Below are 12,625 nucleotides of genomic sequence, written 5' to 3' on the forward strand. Positions count from 1 at the left end.
CACCGCAAGAACGGAGACCGCGCTGCAAGTAGAGAGACCGCGGCCCCCAAAAAACCGAAAGCGTCAGTTCTCAACCCGAGAGACGCGGAACGGCGTCCCCTGCTGACAGGTGCTCATCATGTCCGGCTCGGGCTTGCCGTACACGGTCACCGTGGACCCGCTCTTCAAGGCCGCCCGATCCCCGCCCAGCAGCAGATAGGTCTTGCTGTCGGTCGCGGAGAGCAGCACGCACCCCGGCTCCACGCCGTCCTTGACCGTCCCCCGGACGGACACCAGCGGCTGCTCCGACCCGAGCGAGAGCGACGGAGCAGCCGAAGGTGCGGAGCCGGTGGTGGGCACGACAGAAGGCGGCGGCGCCGTGACCGGCTCCGACGTCTCCCCACACCCGGCGAGCCCGGCAAACGCGAGCCCACCCACGACGATCAGCGCTACAAGCCTCATGACACCTTCGACGCTAGACCTCGCCAGGAGGTTCCAAAGCAAATCAGGGCACGTTGTGCGCGTCGAGCTGCCAGCCCCGGTGCGGGTCGCGACGCAGGTGGGTGCGGTGACAGTTGTGCATCGGCCCGAACCGCGGCGCGTACTCCATCGGCAGCCCCACCATCGCCACCGTCGCGAACCGCGCCGCGGCCCCGTGCGTGGCGGCCAGGACGACCCCGTCGGGCCCGGCCTTGTCGACCGCCTCATGCAGGGCCGCGAGCATCCGCTTGGCCACCGCGTCGATCTCCTCGACGCCGGCCTCGCCGACCTCGTCGCCGCGCCGCCAGCGCTCGAACGCCTCGGGCCAGCGCGCGATCGCCTCGGGGTGCATGAGCCCCTCCCACTCGCCGAAGCTGCGCTCGCGCAGCCGCGGGTCGAAGGTGGGCTCCATCCCGGTGATCGCGGTCAGGGCGGCGGCCGTGGTGGCGGCCCGCTGCAGGTCGCTGGAGATGAACACCGTCGGCTTCAGCGCGGCCACGCGGGGCGCGCTCTCGGCCGCCTGCTCAAGGCCGACCGGCGACAGCGGCGTGTCGGTCTGCCCCTGAATCCGGTGCGACCTGTTCCACTCCGTCTGCCCATGCCGCCACAGAACGACGAGCGTCATCGATCAGCCCACGGAGAGACGGTCCGCGGAAGGCCGGAGCAAGGGCGAATCATGCCGAAGCAGGAAGGTCGCGATCCACGAACTCGATCTGCGGGCAGTCCTTCCACAGCCGGTCGAGCGAGTAGAACTCGCGCTCCTCGGAGTGCTGCACATGCACCACGATGTCCACGTAGTCCAGCAGCACCCACCGCCCGCCGCGCTCGCCCTCGCGCCGCACCGGCTTCGCCTTCTCCGGCAGCTGCACCAGCCGCTCCTCGATCGCGTCCACGATCGACAGCACCTGGCGCTCGTTGGGCGCCGAGGCGAGCAGGAACGCGTCGGTGATGACCAGCTGGTCGGCCACGTCGAGGATGACGATGTCCTCGGCCTTCTTGTCGGCGGCCGCCTGCGCGGCGGTGAGCGCCAGCTCGCGGGCACGCTCAGTCGCGGGCACCGGGCTCCCTTCGTAAGACCACCCCGGTCACCTTCACCGGGCTCGTTCAAGCCTCTCACGCGGGTACGACATTTTGCTCCTCAGATACTGCCGACTTTTCGGTACAAACCACGCTTTGCGATGTACTGCACCACCCCGTCGGGGACCAGATACCAGACCGGCTTGCCCTCCTCGACCCGCCGGCGGCAGTCGGTGGAGGAGATCGCCATGGCCGGGACCTGCACCTTGCTCACCCGGTCGGCCGGGAGGTGCGAGGCGCTCAGCTCGAATCCGGGCCGGGTCACGCCCACGAAATGCGCCAGTTCGAACAGGTCGGGGGCGTCCTTCCAGGAGAGGATCTTGCCCAGCGCATCCGCACCGGTGATGAAGAACAACTCCGCGCCGGTACCGTAAGCAGCCCGCAAATCCCGCAACGTATCCACGGTGTACGTCGGCCCGCCCCGGTCGATGTCCACCCGGCTCACCGTGAAGCGCGGGTTGGAGGCGGTGGCGATGACGGTCATCAGGTACCGGTCCTCCGCCGGGCTGACCGCGACCTCGCTCTTCTGCCACGGCTCCCCGGTCGGGACGAAGACCACCTGGTCGAGCCCGAACCGGTCGGCCACCTCGCTGGCCGCCACGAGGTGCCCGTGGTGGATCGGATCGAAGGTGCCGCCCATGATGCCCACACGCATTTCCGCATCGTAATGATCGCGAGCGCGAACGGGGGACGTGCGAAGCATCACCGCGGCGGTTGGCGGTACGGTGACGCGCATGACGATGTCCCACCCGAAGGGCGATTTCGACAACTCGCGCGCCGTGTGGCGTTCGGCGCCCGGCGACAGCCACGGCAGCCGCGTCGAGGTGGCGTTCGTCGACGACCTCATCGGCCTGCGCAACGGCGCCGACCCGGACAGCCCGGTCCTCGTCTTCACCCAGGACGAATGGGACGCCTTCGTGGCGGGCGCCAAAGACGGCGAGTTCGACGTCTAAGAGCACCCGCCAAACAGGCCACGGCTAGAGCAGCGACCGCAGGGGCGCCAGCCGCTCCAGCCGCGGCGCGAGCGCGCGCACCCGCAGCATCAGCGAAACAGCCTCGAACACCGCGTCCTCGTCAACGCAAGAGGCGTCCACGCAAGAGGCGTCGACACAAGAAGCGTCGACACAAGAAGCGTCAGCACAAGAAGCGTCAACGCAAGAAGCCGAGCACGAGGCCCAGTCGTACACCGGCCGCGCCCACGACCCGAGCGGCACCAGCTCCGCCGCCCGCCCGCCGCGCTCCCCGATCGTGAACGCCGTCACCAGCGAGTCATCGGCGATCACGGCCGCGATGGCCAGCCCCGCCACATCCAGGTCCCGCACCCCGGACACCACCGCGTCGATCAGCGTCGGCGCCGGCCGGTCAAACGCCACCCAGCCGACCCACCCCCCGTCGCCCGGCGCCAAAACCGGGGAAACCGGCACCACAGGCACGCCACCACGCGACGGCAGCGCCTCCACGCACAGGTCCTGAGCCCGCCCGAACAGCGCATCCGCCGCCGCCTCGGTCAGCTCCCCGGCCACCAGCAGCCGGAACTGCCGCACCCGCATCACGGCCGCCGCCCGCACGCGCGGTGCCGGTGGGTGAACGCGTCGATCCGCCGCGCCACCCGCTCCGCCGCCGCCCCGGGCGGCACGCGCTCCGGAATGCCGAGCCACCCCCGGCACGCCGGGCACTCCAGCCGCAGCCAGCCCCCACCACTGCATTCGTCGTCTCGCACAGGTCCTCCCCCGCCGACGCCGTCCCGCCCCCATCCCCAAGGCAACACCACAAAACGCCGCTTGGGAGGGGCCAGCAACGACCGACCTGCGCTAGCCTGAGGACATGACGCGAAGCACGCGACAGAACAGCTGGCGCGCCCGCTAGGGGCGGCCAGTCTTCGCGTTCGCGACAACCCCCACATCACAGGGCCGCCCGGAATCCGGGTGGCCTTTTCGGTGTGCGCACACCGCCCGGGACCGGCGGCTCCCCCCATCCAGGAGGAAGAGTCCCATGTCCGACCGCCGCATCTCCGGTTTCAAGCCCACCGGCCCCCTGCAGCTCGGCAACTACGCGGGCGCCATCCGCCCGCTCGTGCTGGGCCAGGACCGGCCCACCGTCGCGTTCGTCGCCGATCTGCACGCCCTCACCGTCCCGCACGATCCCGAGCGCCTCCGCGCGCTGACGCTGCAGGTCGCCGGCCTCCTGCTCGCCTCGGGCCTCGACCCGCGGCGCACGATCCTCTACCGGCAGTCCGACCTCGCCGCGCACTACGAGCTGCATTACCTGCTGGAGTGCGCGGCGAGCTACGGCGAGGTGCACCGCATGATCCAGTTCAAAGAAAAGGGCGGCGGCAGCGGTACTCGACTGTCGCTGCTCACCTACCCCGTGCTCATGGCCGCGGACATCCTGTTGCACGACATCGCCGAGGTGCCCGTCGGCCGCGACCAACGGCAGCACGTCGAGCTGACCCGCGACCTGGCGCTGCGGTTCAACGAGCGGCACGGCCCGGTCTTCACGGTTCCGCGGGCCACCCACCCGGCGATCGCGGCCCGCCTCGGCGACCTGGCCGACCCGACGGCCAAGATGGGCAAGACCAACGCCGCCACCAACGGGGTGCTCTTCCTGCTCGACCCGCCGGACGTCCTCCGCCGCAAGATCATGCGGGCCGTCACCGACGCCGGCACCGAGGTCGCGTACGACCCCGAGCGCAAGCCCGGCGTCTCCAACCTGCTCGAACTGCTGGCCACCTGCACGAACGGGCGGCCCGAGCAGCTCGCGCCGGACTACCCGCGCTACGGCGCCCTGAAGACGGCCGTCGCCGACGCGGTGATCGCCCTGCTGGAACCCATCCAGCGCCGCTACCACGAACTCGGCACGGACGACATCGAACAAGCGCTCGCTCAGGGGGCGGAACAGGCCGCCGAACGAGCCGACGCCACCGTGCGGCGAGTGAAAGCCGCAATGGGGCTCACCAGCGGACGGCCCGCTCCTTCAAGTACCCCAGAGACGCCTCGGACGGCTCCAGCACGGCACTGAACCGCGACGGCCGATAGTCGATCTCCTCGACCAGCAGATCGGCCTCGACCAGCAGCGCCCACGGCACGTGGAACACCTTCTCGCCCGGCTCGGACACGCCCACCAGATCCACCACGGGCAGCAGCGCCGGCGTCCCCACGGTCCACAGGGCCGTCGTGAACGCCGAGCCGTCCGGCCGGGCGGCGAGGGTGGCCTCGACGAGGTACGGGTCGCCCAGCGTGCGCCGCTGGTGCTCGGCCACGTCGACCGCGAGCCGCCGCGCCGCCTTGGCCGCCGCCGGATACGCCGGATGCCCCCGATCGGGCAGGAACGGCACGACCCGGCCGTCGTCGTCGGTGGTGTAGGCCATCGGCGAGAGCGGCCGCGGCGTGCGCGCGTACTCGTCGGCCGCGAGGTCGTAGAGCTGCTCGACCAGCCGCGGCTCGTCCGCGCAGACGAGCAGCATCAGCGTGCTGGGCAGGAACGCCACCGCCCGGCCGCCGACCTGCTCGTCGAGCTCGGCGAGCCAGCCCTCCAGCAGGACCCAGGAGACCAGCTGCTCGCCGCCGTAGTCGGGCACGTGCAGTACCGATGGACCGAAAAAACCCGCCGAGGCCGGCAGTTCGGCGCGGGCGAGCGTGCGGTTGTGCGCCGCGGCGAAGATCGCCTCCGCGCTCACCCCCCAGCGCGCCGGGCTCTGGTTGTCCAGCGGCACGTCCCCGGCGAGCACGACCTCGTCGAGGTGCGGCAGGGCGGGGCGGCGCAGCGTGCGGGTCCCGCGGGCGGCGTGGCGCAGGGCGAGCCGCAGCTGCGGCAGCGCCTCGGCGAAGGTCTCGGGCTGCGCGGGCGGGGCGAGGCTGTGCGCGACGAACTCCCGCACGAACTGTTTCCGGTCGCCGGGACTGCGCTGGTACTGCGAGAACGCCTTCGACAGGAAGAGTGTGCTGTACGCGTCCTGGCCGCATTCGCACACGATGGCGAACTGGGTCGGGCGGAATTCGGCGTCGGTGAACCCGCGACGGCGCAGCTCGGCCAGCACCTGGTCGGCGAAGCGCTCCCGTGGTGAACGGGCCGGTCGGGTCAGCCGCTCGAGGATGCCCACCGACCGAACATTAGCCTCAGCCGAGCTCAGACGCGATGGGCTCGGTGGCAATCACGAGTTTTTCGTAGCACAGGCTGAGCGGGCTGTGTACGTACGGCCCATACGGCGGAATCGGTCGGTAACCGGCCGATTCGTACAATCGGATCGACTCCGGCTGCCGCGCGCCCGTTTCGAGTCGTATGAACAGGTAATGCGAGGCCGCCGCGAGGTCCTCGAGCGCCGCGAGCGTGCGCCGCGCGATGCCGTTGCCGCGGTACGCCGGGCGCACGTACATGCGCTTGACCTCGACCGTCTGGTCGTCGATGGGCTGGATCGCCCCGCACCCGGCCCCGATCCCGCCGAGCGTGGCGAGCACGAACTTGGCCCGCGGGTCGAGCGGGAAGCGGCGGGCCCGCGTGTCGCCGTAGCGGGTCGCGGCCTCGTCGGCGGAGAGCGTGACGAGCTCGGCGACGGCCGGGTCGGTGGCCGCCTTGCGCAGCACCACCACCTCGCCGGCGTCGTCGAAGCGCTTCTCGAAGCAGCGGCTGGCCTCGTACTTCACGTATCGCCCGAAGCGCGGGATGGGCCGGTAGCCGGCCCCCAGCACCAGCGAGATGGCCTCGGGCGCGGTCACGCCCGCCTCCAGCCGCAGCACCCGGTGGCCGCGGGAGGCGGCGAGGTCCTCGATCGCGGCGAGCATGCGCCGGCCGAGGCCGCGGTTGCGGTACGCCGGGCGCACGTACAGCCGGGTCACCTCGGCCACGTCCAGGTCCAGGGCGAGCAGCGCGCCGCAGGCCACGGCCTCGCCGCCGACGACCGCGACCAGGTAGCGGGCGGCCGGGTCGACCGCGTACACGTGGCCCTCCCGGCCACCGTCGCGCGTGCGCAGCTCGACCTGCTGGTCGACGACGAGCGCGCTCACCTCCGAGTCGCCCGATGGACGTTGCTCGATCAACATGGAACGACGGTACGCACCCTCGATTTCCCCGATGTTTCCCTGAACGGGCAAATCGCGTTGCGGCGCGCGTTAAAAATCGTCGTCGTCGAGCTCATCCGCGGGTGAAAGTTCCCGCTGCTCGTACGGCACGCGGCGGGCCGCCCGCAGGGCCTTGCGCTCGGCCGCGCCGATCCGCTTGTTGGCGTCCTCGAGGCGGTAGTCGGTGCCCCGGTTGCCGGGCACGAACTCCTCCTCGGCGAACTGGTTCGGCTGCCAGTCGAATTCACGGACGCCAATTCGAACCGGGTCGCCCGGCTCCGCGCCCGCCTTCTTGAGCGCGGACTCGACGCCGAGGCGGGCGAGGCGGTCGGCAAGGTACCCGACGGCCTCGTCGTTGTCGAAGTTGGTCTGGCGCACCCAGCGCTCGGGCGCGCCGCCGCTGACCACGAACACGCCCTCGGCGTCGCGGTCGATGGTGAAGCCGCTGTCGTCGACCGCGACCGGGCGCAGCACGATCCGGGTCCGCTCCGGCGGCGGCGCGGCCAGCCGGTGCTGCTTGACCAGCGCGGCCAGGGCGAACGTGAGCTCGCGCAGGTTCTCGTGGGTCACCGCGCTGACCAGGTGCACGGCGAAGCCGCGGGCCTCCAGCTCGGGCTGCATGATCTCGGCGAGGTCCCGCCCGTCGGGCACGTCGATCTTGTTGAGCACGACGAGCCGCGGCCGGTCCTCCAGGCCGCCGTACGCGGACAGCTCCGCCTCGATCGCGTCGATGTCCGACACCGGGTCGCGCTCGGTCTCCAGCGCCGCGCAGTCCACGACGTGGGCGAGCACCGCGGTGCGCTCGATGTGGCGCAGGAACTCCAGGCCGAGGCCCTTGCCGGTGGCCGCGCCGGGGATGAGCCCGGGCACGTCGGCGACGGTGAAGGTCTCCTCGCCGGCCTGCACGACGCCGAGGTTGGGCACCAGGGTGGTGAACGGGTAGTCGGCGATCTTGGGCCGGGCGGCGGAGATGGCGGCGATCAGCGACGACTTGCCGGCCGAGGGGAACCCGACCAGGCCCACGTCGGCCACGCTCTTGAGCTCCAGCACGACGTCGAGCTGCTCGCCCGGCTCGCCCAGCTCGGCGAAGCCCGGGGCCTTGCGCCGGGTGCTGGCCAGGGAGGCGTTGCCGCGCCCGCCCCGCCCGCCGCGGGCCAGCTCGAACTTGGTGCCGGAGCCCACGAGGTCGGCGAGCACCTCGCCGTCGACGGACTGCACGACGGTGCCGTCGGGAACCCGCAGCTCCAGGGTCTCGCCGTTCGCGCCGTCGCGGTCGTTGCCGGCTCCCCCGGCGCCGTTGCGGGCCTTCTGGTGCGGGTGGAAGTGGAAGTCGAGCAGGGTGTGCACGCCCGGGTCGACGATGAGCGTGACGCTGCCGCCGTGCCCGCCGTCGCCGCCGTCCGGGCCGCCGAACGGCTTGAACTTCTCCCGGTGGATGGACACGCAGCCGTGACCGCCATCGCCGGCCTTCACGTGCAGCACGGCGCGGTCAACGAACGAGGTCACCGCAGAACACCCTTCACTCAACGTCCCAGGAACGCAGCAACGGCGGGCGAGGGACCGTCATGCCCCTGCCCGCCGCGCGCGAAACTTCGAAAATCAGGCCTCGACCGGCGTGATGCTGATCGTCTTGCGGCCGCGCTTGGTGCCGAAGGTCACGTGACCCGGGGCGAGCGCGAAGAGCGTGTCGTCGCCGCCGCGGCCGACCAGGTCGCCCGGGTGGAACTTGGTGCCGCGCTGGCGGATGATGATCTCACCCGCGTTCACCAGCTGGCCACCGAACCGCTTCACGCCGAGCCGCTGGGCGGCGGAGTCGCGCCCGTTCCGCGAGCTGGACGCACCCTTTTTGTGTGCCATCGCGCTTGCCCTACTTCCCGGTGGAGATGCCGGTGACCTTCACCTGGGTCAGCGGCTGACGGTGACCCTGGCGCTTGTGGTAGCCGGTCTTGTTCTTGAACTTGTGGATCCGGATCTTCGGACCCTTGGTGTGCGCGACGACCTCAGCGGTCACCGCGGAACTGGCAAGCTTGGCCGCGTCGGTGATGAGATCCTCGCCGTCGACAAGCAGGACAGCGGAGAGCGTCAGCGCATCGCCCGGCTCGCCCGCGAGCTTCTCGACCTCGATCACATCGCCCTCGGCGACCTTGTACTGCTTGCCGCCGGTCTTGACGATCGCGTACATGGGACGCGGACTCCTGTCGTAGAGCTCTGGCGGGCTGGTCAAGCTGCGCGCCGTTCCAGGCACGCGAAAGACCCCGCGCACGAAAGTGCGCTTTGAAGAGAGTACGCCACCAGGGGCGTACTCCCCAAATCAGGGCCGGGTACGGCGGCGGACGCCACCCCGGCGAGTGCGGCGCCGGGCCCCGTTGCCGGCGCCCTCGTCCTCGTCGTCCTCGACGTTGTCGGGGTCGTCCTCGGAGGCGATCGGCGTGAAGTCGCCCTCCTCCTGGGACGCCTCGACGGCCGGCGACTCCTCGGCGGTCTCCTCCTCGGCGACCGCGGTGGCCCCGCGGCGGCCCCGGCGGCGGCTGCGCGGCGCGGGTGCGTCGGCCTCCTCCACCCCGGTGGTGACGCCCGGCCCGGTCGCGGCCGAGGCGACCTTGGCCACCGCGTGGCTGTGGCCGTTGCCGCCGCCCCCACCGCCGCCGCTGCGCTTCTCCGGGATCGGCTCGGTGTGGATGATCAGGCCGCGGCCCTTGCAGACCTCACAGGTCTCGCTGAAGGCCTCCAGCAGGCCCTGGCCGACCCGCTTGCGGGTCATCTGGACCAGGCCGAGCGAGGTGATCTCGGTGACCTGGTGCTTGGTCCGGTCCCGGCCCAGGCACTCGGTCAGCCGGCGCAGCACCAGCTCGCGGTTGGACTCCAGGACCATGTCGATGAAGTCGATGACGATGATGCCGCCGAGGTCGCGCAGCCGCAGCTGGTGGACGATCTCCTCGGCCGCCTCCAGGTTGTTGCGGGTGACCGTCTCCTCGAGGTTGCCCCCGGCGCCGGTGTACTTGCCGGTGTTCACGTCGATGACGGTCATCGCCTCGGTGCGGTCGATGACCAGGCTGCCGCCGGAGGGCAGGAACACCCGCCGGTCCAGCGCCTTGATCAGCTGCTCGTCGATGCGCAGGTCGGCGAAGACGTCGTTGGTGCCGGTGTAGCGGCGCACCCGGTCGACGAGGTCCGGCGAGACGTGCGACAGGTAGGGCTCGACCGACTCGTAGGCCTCGGTGCCCTGGATCACCAGCTCGCGGAAGTCCTCGTTGAACAGGTCGCGCACGACCCGCACGACCAGCTCGGGCTCCTCGTAGAGCAGGGCCGGCGCGCTGCTGCTGCCGGACTTCTCCTGGATGGCCTCCCACTGCGCCTGCAGCCGCTTGACGTCGCGCTCCAGGTCGTCCTCGGAGGCGCCCTCGGCCGCGGTGCGCACGATCACGCCGGCGCCGTCGGGCACCAGGTTCTTGAGCACGTCCCGCAGGCGCTTGCGCTCGATGTCGGACAGCTTGCGGCTGATGCCGGAGGCGTTGCCGTGCGGCACGTAGACCAGGTGCCGCCCGGACAGCGCGATGTGGCTGGTGAGGCGGGCGCCCTTGGTGCCGATCGGGTCCTTGGTGACCTGCACGAGCACCGAGTCGCCGGACTTGAGGGCCTGCTCGATGGTGCGCGTGCGGCCCTCGAGGCCGGTGGCGTCCCAGTTGACCTCGCCGGCGTAGAGCACGGCGTTGCGGCCCCGGCCGATGTCGACGAACGCGGCCTCCATGCTGGGCAGCACGTTCTGGACGCGGCCGAGGTAGACGTTGCCGACCATCGAGCTCGACGAGGCCCGGGTCACGTAGTGCTCGACGAGCACCTTGTCCTCGAGCACGGCGATCTGGGTCCGGTCGTTCTTCTGCCGGATGACCATGCTGCGGTCCACGGCCTCGCGGCGGGCCAGGAACTCCGACTCGCTCAGGATCGGCGGGCGGGTCCGGCGCTGCTCGCGGCCGTCCCGGCGGCGCTGGCGCTTGGCCTCCAGCCGGGTCGAGCCGGAGACGCCCTGCACCTCGTCGCGGGCGGCCGAGCGCGGCTCGCGGATCTTCACGACCACGTGCGGGTCGTCGGCGGCCTCGGTGTCGGCCGCGCCCTTGCGCCGGCGGCGGCGCCGGCGGCGGGTCAGGCCCTCGCCGTCCTCGTCGCCCTCGTCCTCGGCGGACGCCTCCTCCGCCTCGTCGGCGGCGGCCTCCTCGCCCTCGGCGGTCTCGTCGCCCTCGTCCTCGTCGCCCAGCCCGCCCCGGCCGCGTCCGCGACCGCGCCGGCCCCGGCGGCGCCGGCGGCGGCCGCTGCCCTCGAAGCCGTCCTCGTCCTCGTCCTCGTCGGCCTCGGTGTCGGCCTCGTCGGTCTCGACGGCGGACTCCACCGCCTCGACCGGCGCCTCGGCGACGACCTCCTCGGCCGCGGCCCGGCCCCGGCGGCGCCGGCGGCTGCGGCCGACCGGCTCCTCCTCGGCGAGCTCCTCGTCCTCGGCGCGCTCCACCCGCTCGACCCGCTCGGCGCGGGCCGGCGGTGCCTGCTCGCTGGGCGGCATGAACAGCAGCTGCACGGCGGGGGCGGCCCGGCGGCCCCGGCGGGCCGGCGGCTCGTCCTCCACGACCAGGGGCTCGAGCTCCTCGGGCGTGTCGGAGTCCTGCTCGGCCTCCTCGGCCGCGATCTCGTCGCCGAGCGGCTCCTCCTCCTCGGGGAGCTCCTCGGCGACCGGCAGCGGCTCGGGCTCGGGTTCCGGCTCGGGCACGACCTTGGCCCGGGAGCGCCGGGTCCGGGTCGCCTTCACCGGCGCGGGCGGTTCCTCCAGCGGAAGGGCCTGCTGCCCAGACTCGCCGGATTCGCCCGTTTCGTCGGGTTCGGCGACCTTGCGTCGCCGTCGGGTGGTCCGCGGCGCGGGCTCCTCCTCGGCGGAGGCGGGGGGTGCCGTCTCCTCCGGGGCCGGAGCCTCAGCGGCGGCCTTGGTGGCCCGGCGGCGCGTGCGCCGCACGGGTGCGGTGGTCTCTTCGTCGCTGGCTGCGGCAGCAGCCACCGGCTCCTCGCCGGTGGTCTCGCCGCCGGCCGACTCGTTGTCGAACATGCGGACGTTCTCCAGTTCTGGTGCTCCCGGGCGCGTAGAACGCAGCCACACAGGCACACCCATATATGTTGTGCCGGCGGAGGTATCCGCGACGCGGACGATCCGCCGAAAGTCTGCCAACCTCGCGCCCTGGCGACCGGCATCCCGCCACCTGGCGGTACACCCGTCGACTACGGCGACGAAGTCCCGACGACTGCCGCCGGCCGATCCGCGTCGCCAGACAGGGCGAGCGGATCGACGAGCTCACCCTGCTCGGTCAGCACTCCCTGAGCCAGTCGGGTCGCACGGGGCGGAACCGGCGGCTCCAGGTCGGCCACAACGCGCAGACCGGACAGCACATCGTCGGGTCGAACGGTCGGGGTCACCTGCCGCACGACAAGGTCGAGTATCGCACACGGTATGTCGGTGACCTCGGAAGGTACGTCACTGACCGCAGTATCCGACAGAATTTCAAGATCGGAAGCCTCGAGCCGGACCACCGCGGCACGCGTGTCGAAGGTGCGCCGGCCCTGCTTGGTGAGGCGCTCGACGAGCACTTCGGGCGCGTCGAGGAAGGCCCGGACGGCGACGGCGGCGTCGTGCCCGGAGATGCCCGGAAGCTCGACACGCCAGCTCGACGCGTCGATCCGGTCGGCGAGGCTGCCCCCGCCGGTGAGCGGCGACTCGACCGCCTCCAGCACGTCGAGGCCGGGCGAGAGGGCCCCGTCGAGGGCCCGGCGCAGGTCGGCCGGGTCCACCACGGCCCGCAGGCCGATCTCGAGGTACTCGGCCTCGCTGGCCACCCCCGTCGGCGCGGCGGAGGCGTAGGAGACCTTGGGGTGCGGGGTGAAGCCCTGGGAGTACGCGATGGGGACGTTCGCCCGCAGCAGCGCCCGCTCGAACGCCCGGGCGAAGTCGCGGTGCGAGGTGAAGCGCAACGGGCCCCGCTTGGCGTAGCGGAGCCTGATCC

The 12,625-nt window shown here is 71.9% G+C and carries 15 protein-coding genes; 2 read left to right on the forward strand and 13 right to left on the reverse strand.

What is annotated here, in order from left to right:
- Positions 1-63: 63 nt before the first annotated feature.
- The 4 genes from ACQPZ4_RS45715 to nadD all read right to left on the reverse strand — a co-directional run bounded on the left by ACQPZ4_RS45715 (position 64) and on the right by nadD (position 2,176).
- A complete protein-coding gene (locus tag ACQPZ4_RS45715) occupies positions 64-441 on the reverse strand; it encodes a hypothetical protein (RefSeq protein ID WP_433051306.1) in 378 nt (125 codons plus the stop codon).
- Between the two features lie 43 nt (positions 442-484).
- A complete protein-coding gene (locus ACQPZ4_RS45720) occupies positions 485-1,084 on the reverse strand; it encodes a histidine phosphatase family protein (RefSeq protein WP_433051309.1) in 600 nt (199 codons plus the stop codon).
- A gap of 49 nt (positions 1,085-1,133) precedes the next feature.
- Positions 1,134-1,517 carry a ribosome silencing factor gene (gene rsfS / locus ACQPZ4_RS45725; protein ID WP_433051312.1) on the reverse strand — a complete coding sequence of 128 codons (384 nt, stop codon included), beginning with the start codon at positions 1,515-1,517 and terminating at the stop codon, positions 1,134-1,136.
- 80 nt (positions 1,518-1,597) lie between these two features.
- Positions 1,598-2,176 carry a nicotinate-nucleotide adenylyltransferase gene (gene nadD / locus ACQPZ4_RS45730; RefSeq protein WP_433066977.1) on the reverse strand — a complete coding sequence of 193 codons (579 nt, stop codon included), beginning with the start codon at positions 2,174-2,176 and terminating at the stop codon, positions 1,598-1,600.
- Between the two features lie 100 nt (positions 2,177-2,276).
- On the opposite strand from nadD, the gene ACQPZ4_RS45735 reads away from it, so the two are divergent.
- Positions 2,277-2,489: a DUF397 domain-containing protein gene (locus ACQPZ4_RS45735; RefSeq protein WP_433066979.1), complete on the forward strand. Its 213-nt coding sequence runs from the start codon at positions 2,277-2,279 to the stop codon at positions 2,487-2,489.
- A 24-nt stretch (positions 2,490-2,513) separates the two neighbouring features.
- On the opposite strand, the gene ACQPZ4_RS45740 is transcribed toward ACQPZ4_RS45735, so the two are convergent.
- A complete protein-coding gene (locus tag ACQPZ4_RS45740; protein WP_433051315.1) occupies positions 2,514-3,089 on the reverse strand; it encodes a hypothetical protein in 576 nt (191 codons plus the stop codon).
- Positions 3,086-3,256 carry a hypothetical protein gene (locus tag ACQPZ4_RS45745; protein WP_433051318.1) on the reverse strand — a complete coding sequence of 57 codons (171 nt, stop codon included), beginning with the start codon at positions 3,254-3,256 and terminating at the stop codon, positions 3,086-3,088. The genes ACQPZ4_RS45740 and ACQPZ4_RS45745 overlap by 4 nt, the downstream gene beginning before the upstream one ends.
- 272 nt (positions 3,257-3,528) lie before the next feature.
- On the opposite strand from ACQPZ4_RS45745, the gene trpS reads away from it, so the two are divergent.
- The gene (trpS, locus tag ACQPZ4_RS45750; protein ID WP_433051321.1) at positions 3,529-4,554 is read left to right on the forward strand and encodes a tryptophan--tRNA ligase; all 1,026 of its coding nucleotides are present in this window, start codon (positions 3,529-3,531) and stop codon (positions 4,552-4,554) included.
- On the opposite strand, the gene ACQPZ4_RS45755 is transcribed toward trpS, so the two are convergent.
- The 7 genes from ACQPZ4_RS45755 to ACQPZ4_RS45785 all read right to left on the reverse strand — a co-directional run bounded on the left by ACQPZ4_RS45755 (position 4,487) and on the right by ACQPZ4_RS45785 (position 12,593).
- Entirely contained in the window at positions 4,487-5,635 is a 1,149-nt protein-coding gene (locus tag ACQPZ4_RS45755; protein ID WP_433051324.1) for a hypothetical protein, read from the reverse strand. The two genes, trpS and ACQPZ4_RS45755, sit on opposite strands and share 68 nt — an antisense overlap.
- A gap of 16 nt (positions 5,636-5,651) precedes the next feature.
- Positions 5,652-6,572, reverse strand: coding sequence for a GNAT family N-acetyltransferase (locus ACQPZ4_RS45760; protein WP_433051327.1), 921 nt, complete (start codon positions 6,570-6,572; stop codon positions 5,652-5,654).
- 69 nt (positions 6,573-6,641) lie between these two features.
- The gene (gene obgE / locus ACQPZ4_RS45765) at positions 6,642-8,096 is read right to left on the reverse strand and encodes a GTPase ObgE (protein WP_433051330.1); all 1,455 of its coding nucleotides are present in this window, start codon (positions 8,094-8,096) and stop codon (positions 6,642-6,644) included.
- Positions 8,097-8,189: 93 nt separating this feature from the next.
- Entirely contained in the window at positions 8,190-8,447 is a 258-nt protein-coding gene (gene rpmA / locus ACQPZ4_RS45770; protein WP_433051333.1) for a 50S ribosomal protein L27, read from the reverse strand.
- 10 nt (positions 8,448-8,457) lie between these two features.
- On the reverse strand, positions 8,458-8,772 hold the full coding sequence (gene rplU, locus ACQPZ4_RS45775) for a 50S ribosomal protein L21 (protein WP_433051336.1): 315 nt from the start codon (positions 8,770-8,772) through the stop codon (positions 8,458-8,460).
- A gap of 129 nt (positions 8,773-8,901) precedes the next feature.
- Positions 8,902-11,676, reverse strand: a complete 2,775-nt coding sequence (locus ACQPZ4_RS45780; RefSeq protein ID WP_433051339.1) for an Rne/Rng family ribonuclease — start codon at positions 11,674-11,676, stop codon at positions 8,902-8,904.
- 170 nt (positions 11,677-11,846) lie between these two features.
- Positions 11,847-12,593, reverse strand: coding sequence for a TIGR03936 family radical SAM-associated protein (locus ACQPZ4_RS45785; RefSeq protein ID WP_433066982.1), 747 nt, complete (start codon positions 12,591-12,593; stop codon positions 11,847-11,849).
- Positions 12,594-12,625: the final 32 nt, after the last annotated feature.

Source organism: Dactylosporangium sp. CS-033363, assembly GCF_050942475.1.
Lineage (GTDB): Bacteria > Actinomycetota > Actinomycetes > Mycobacteriales > Micromonosporaceae > Dactylosporangium.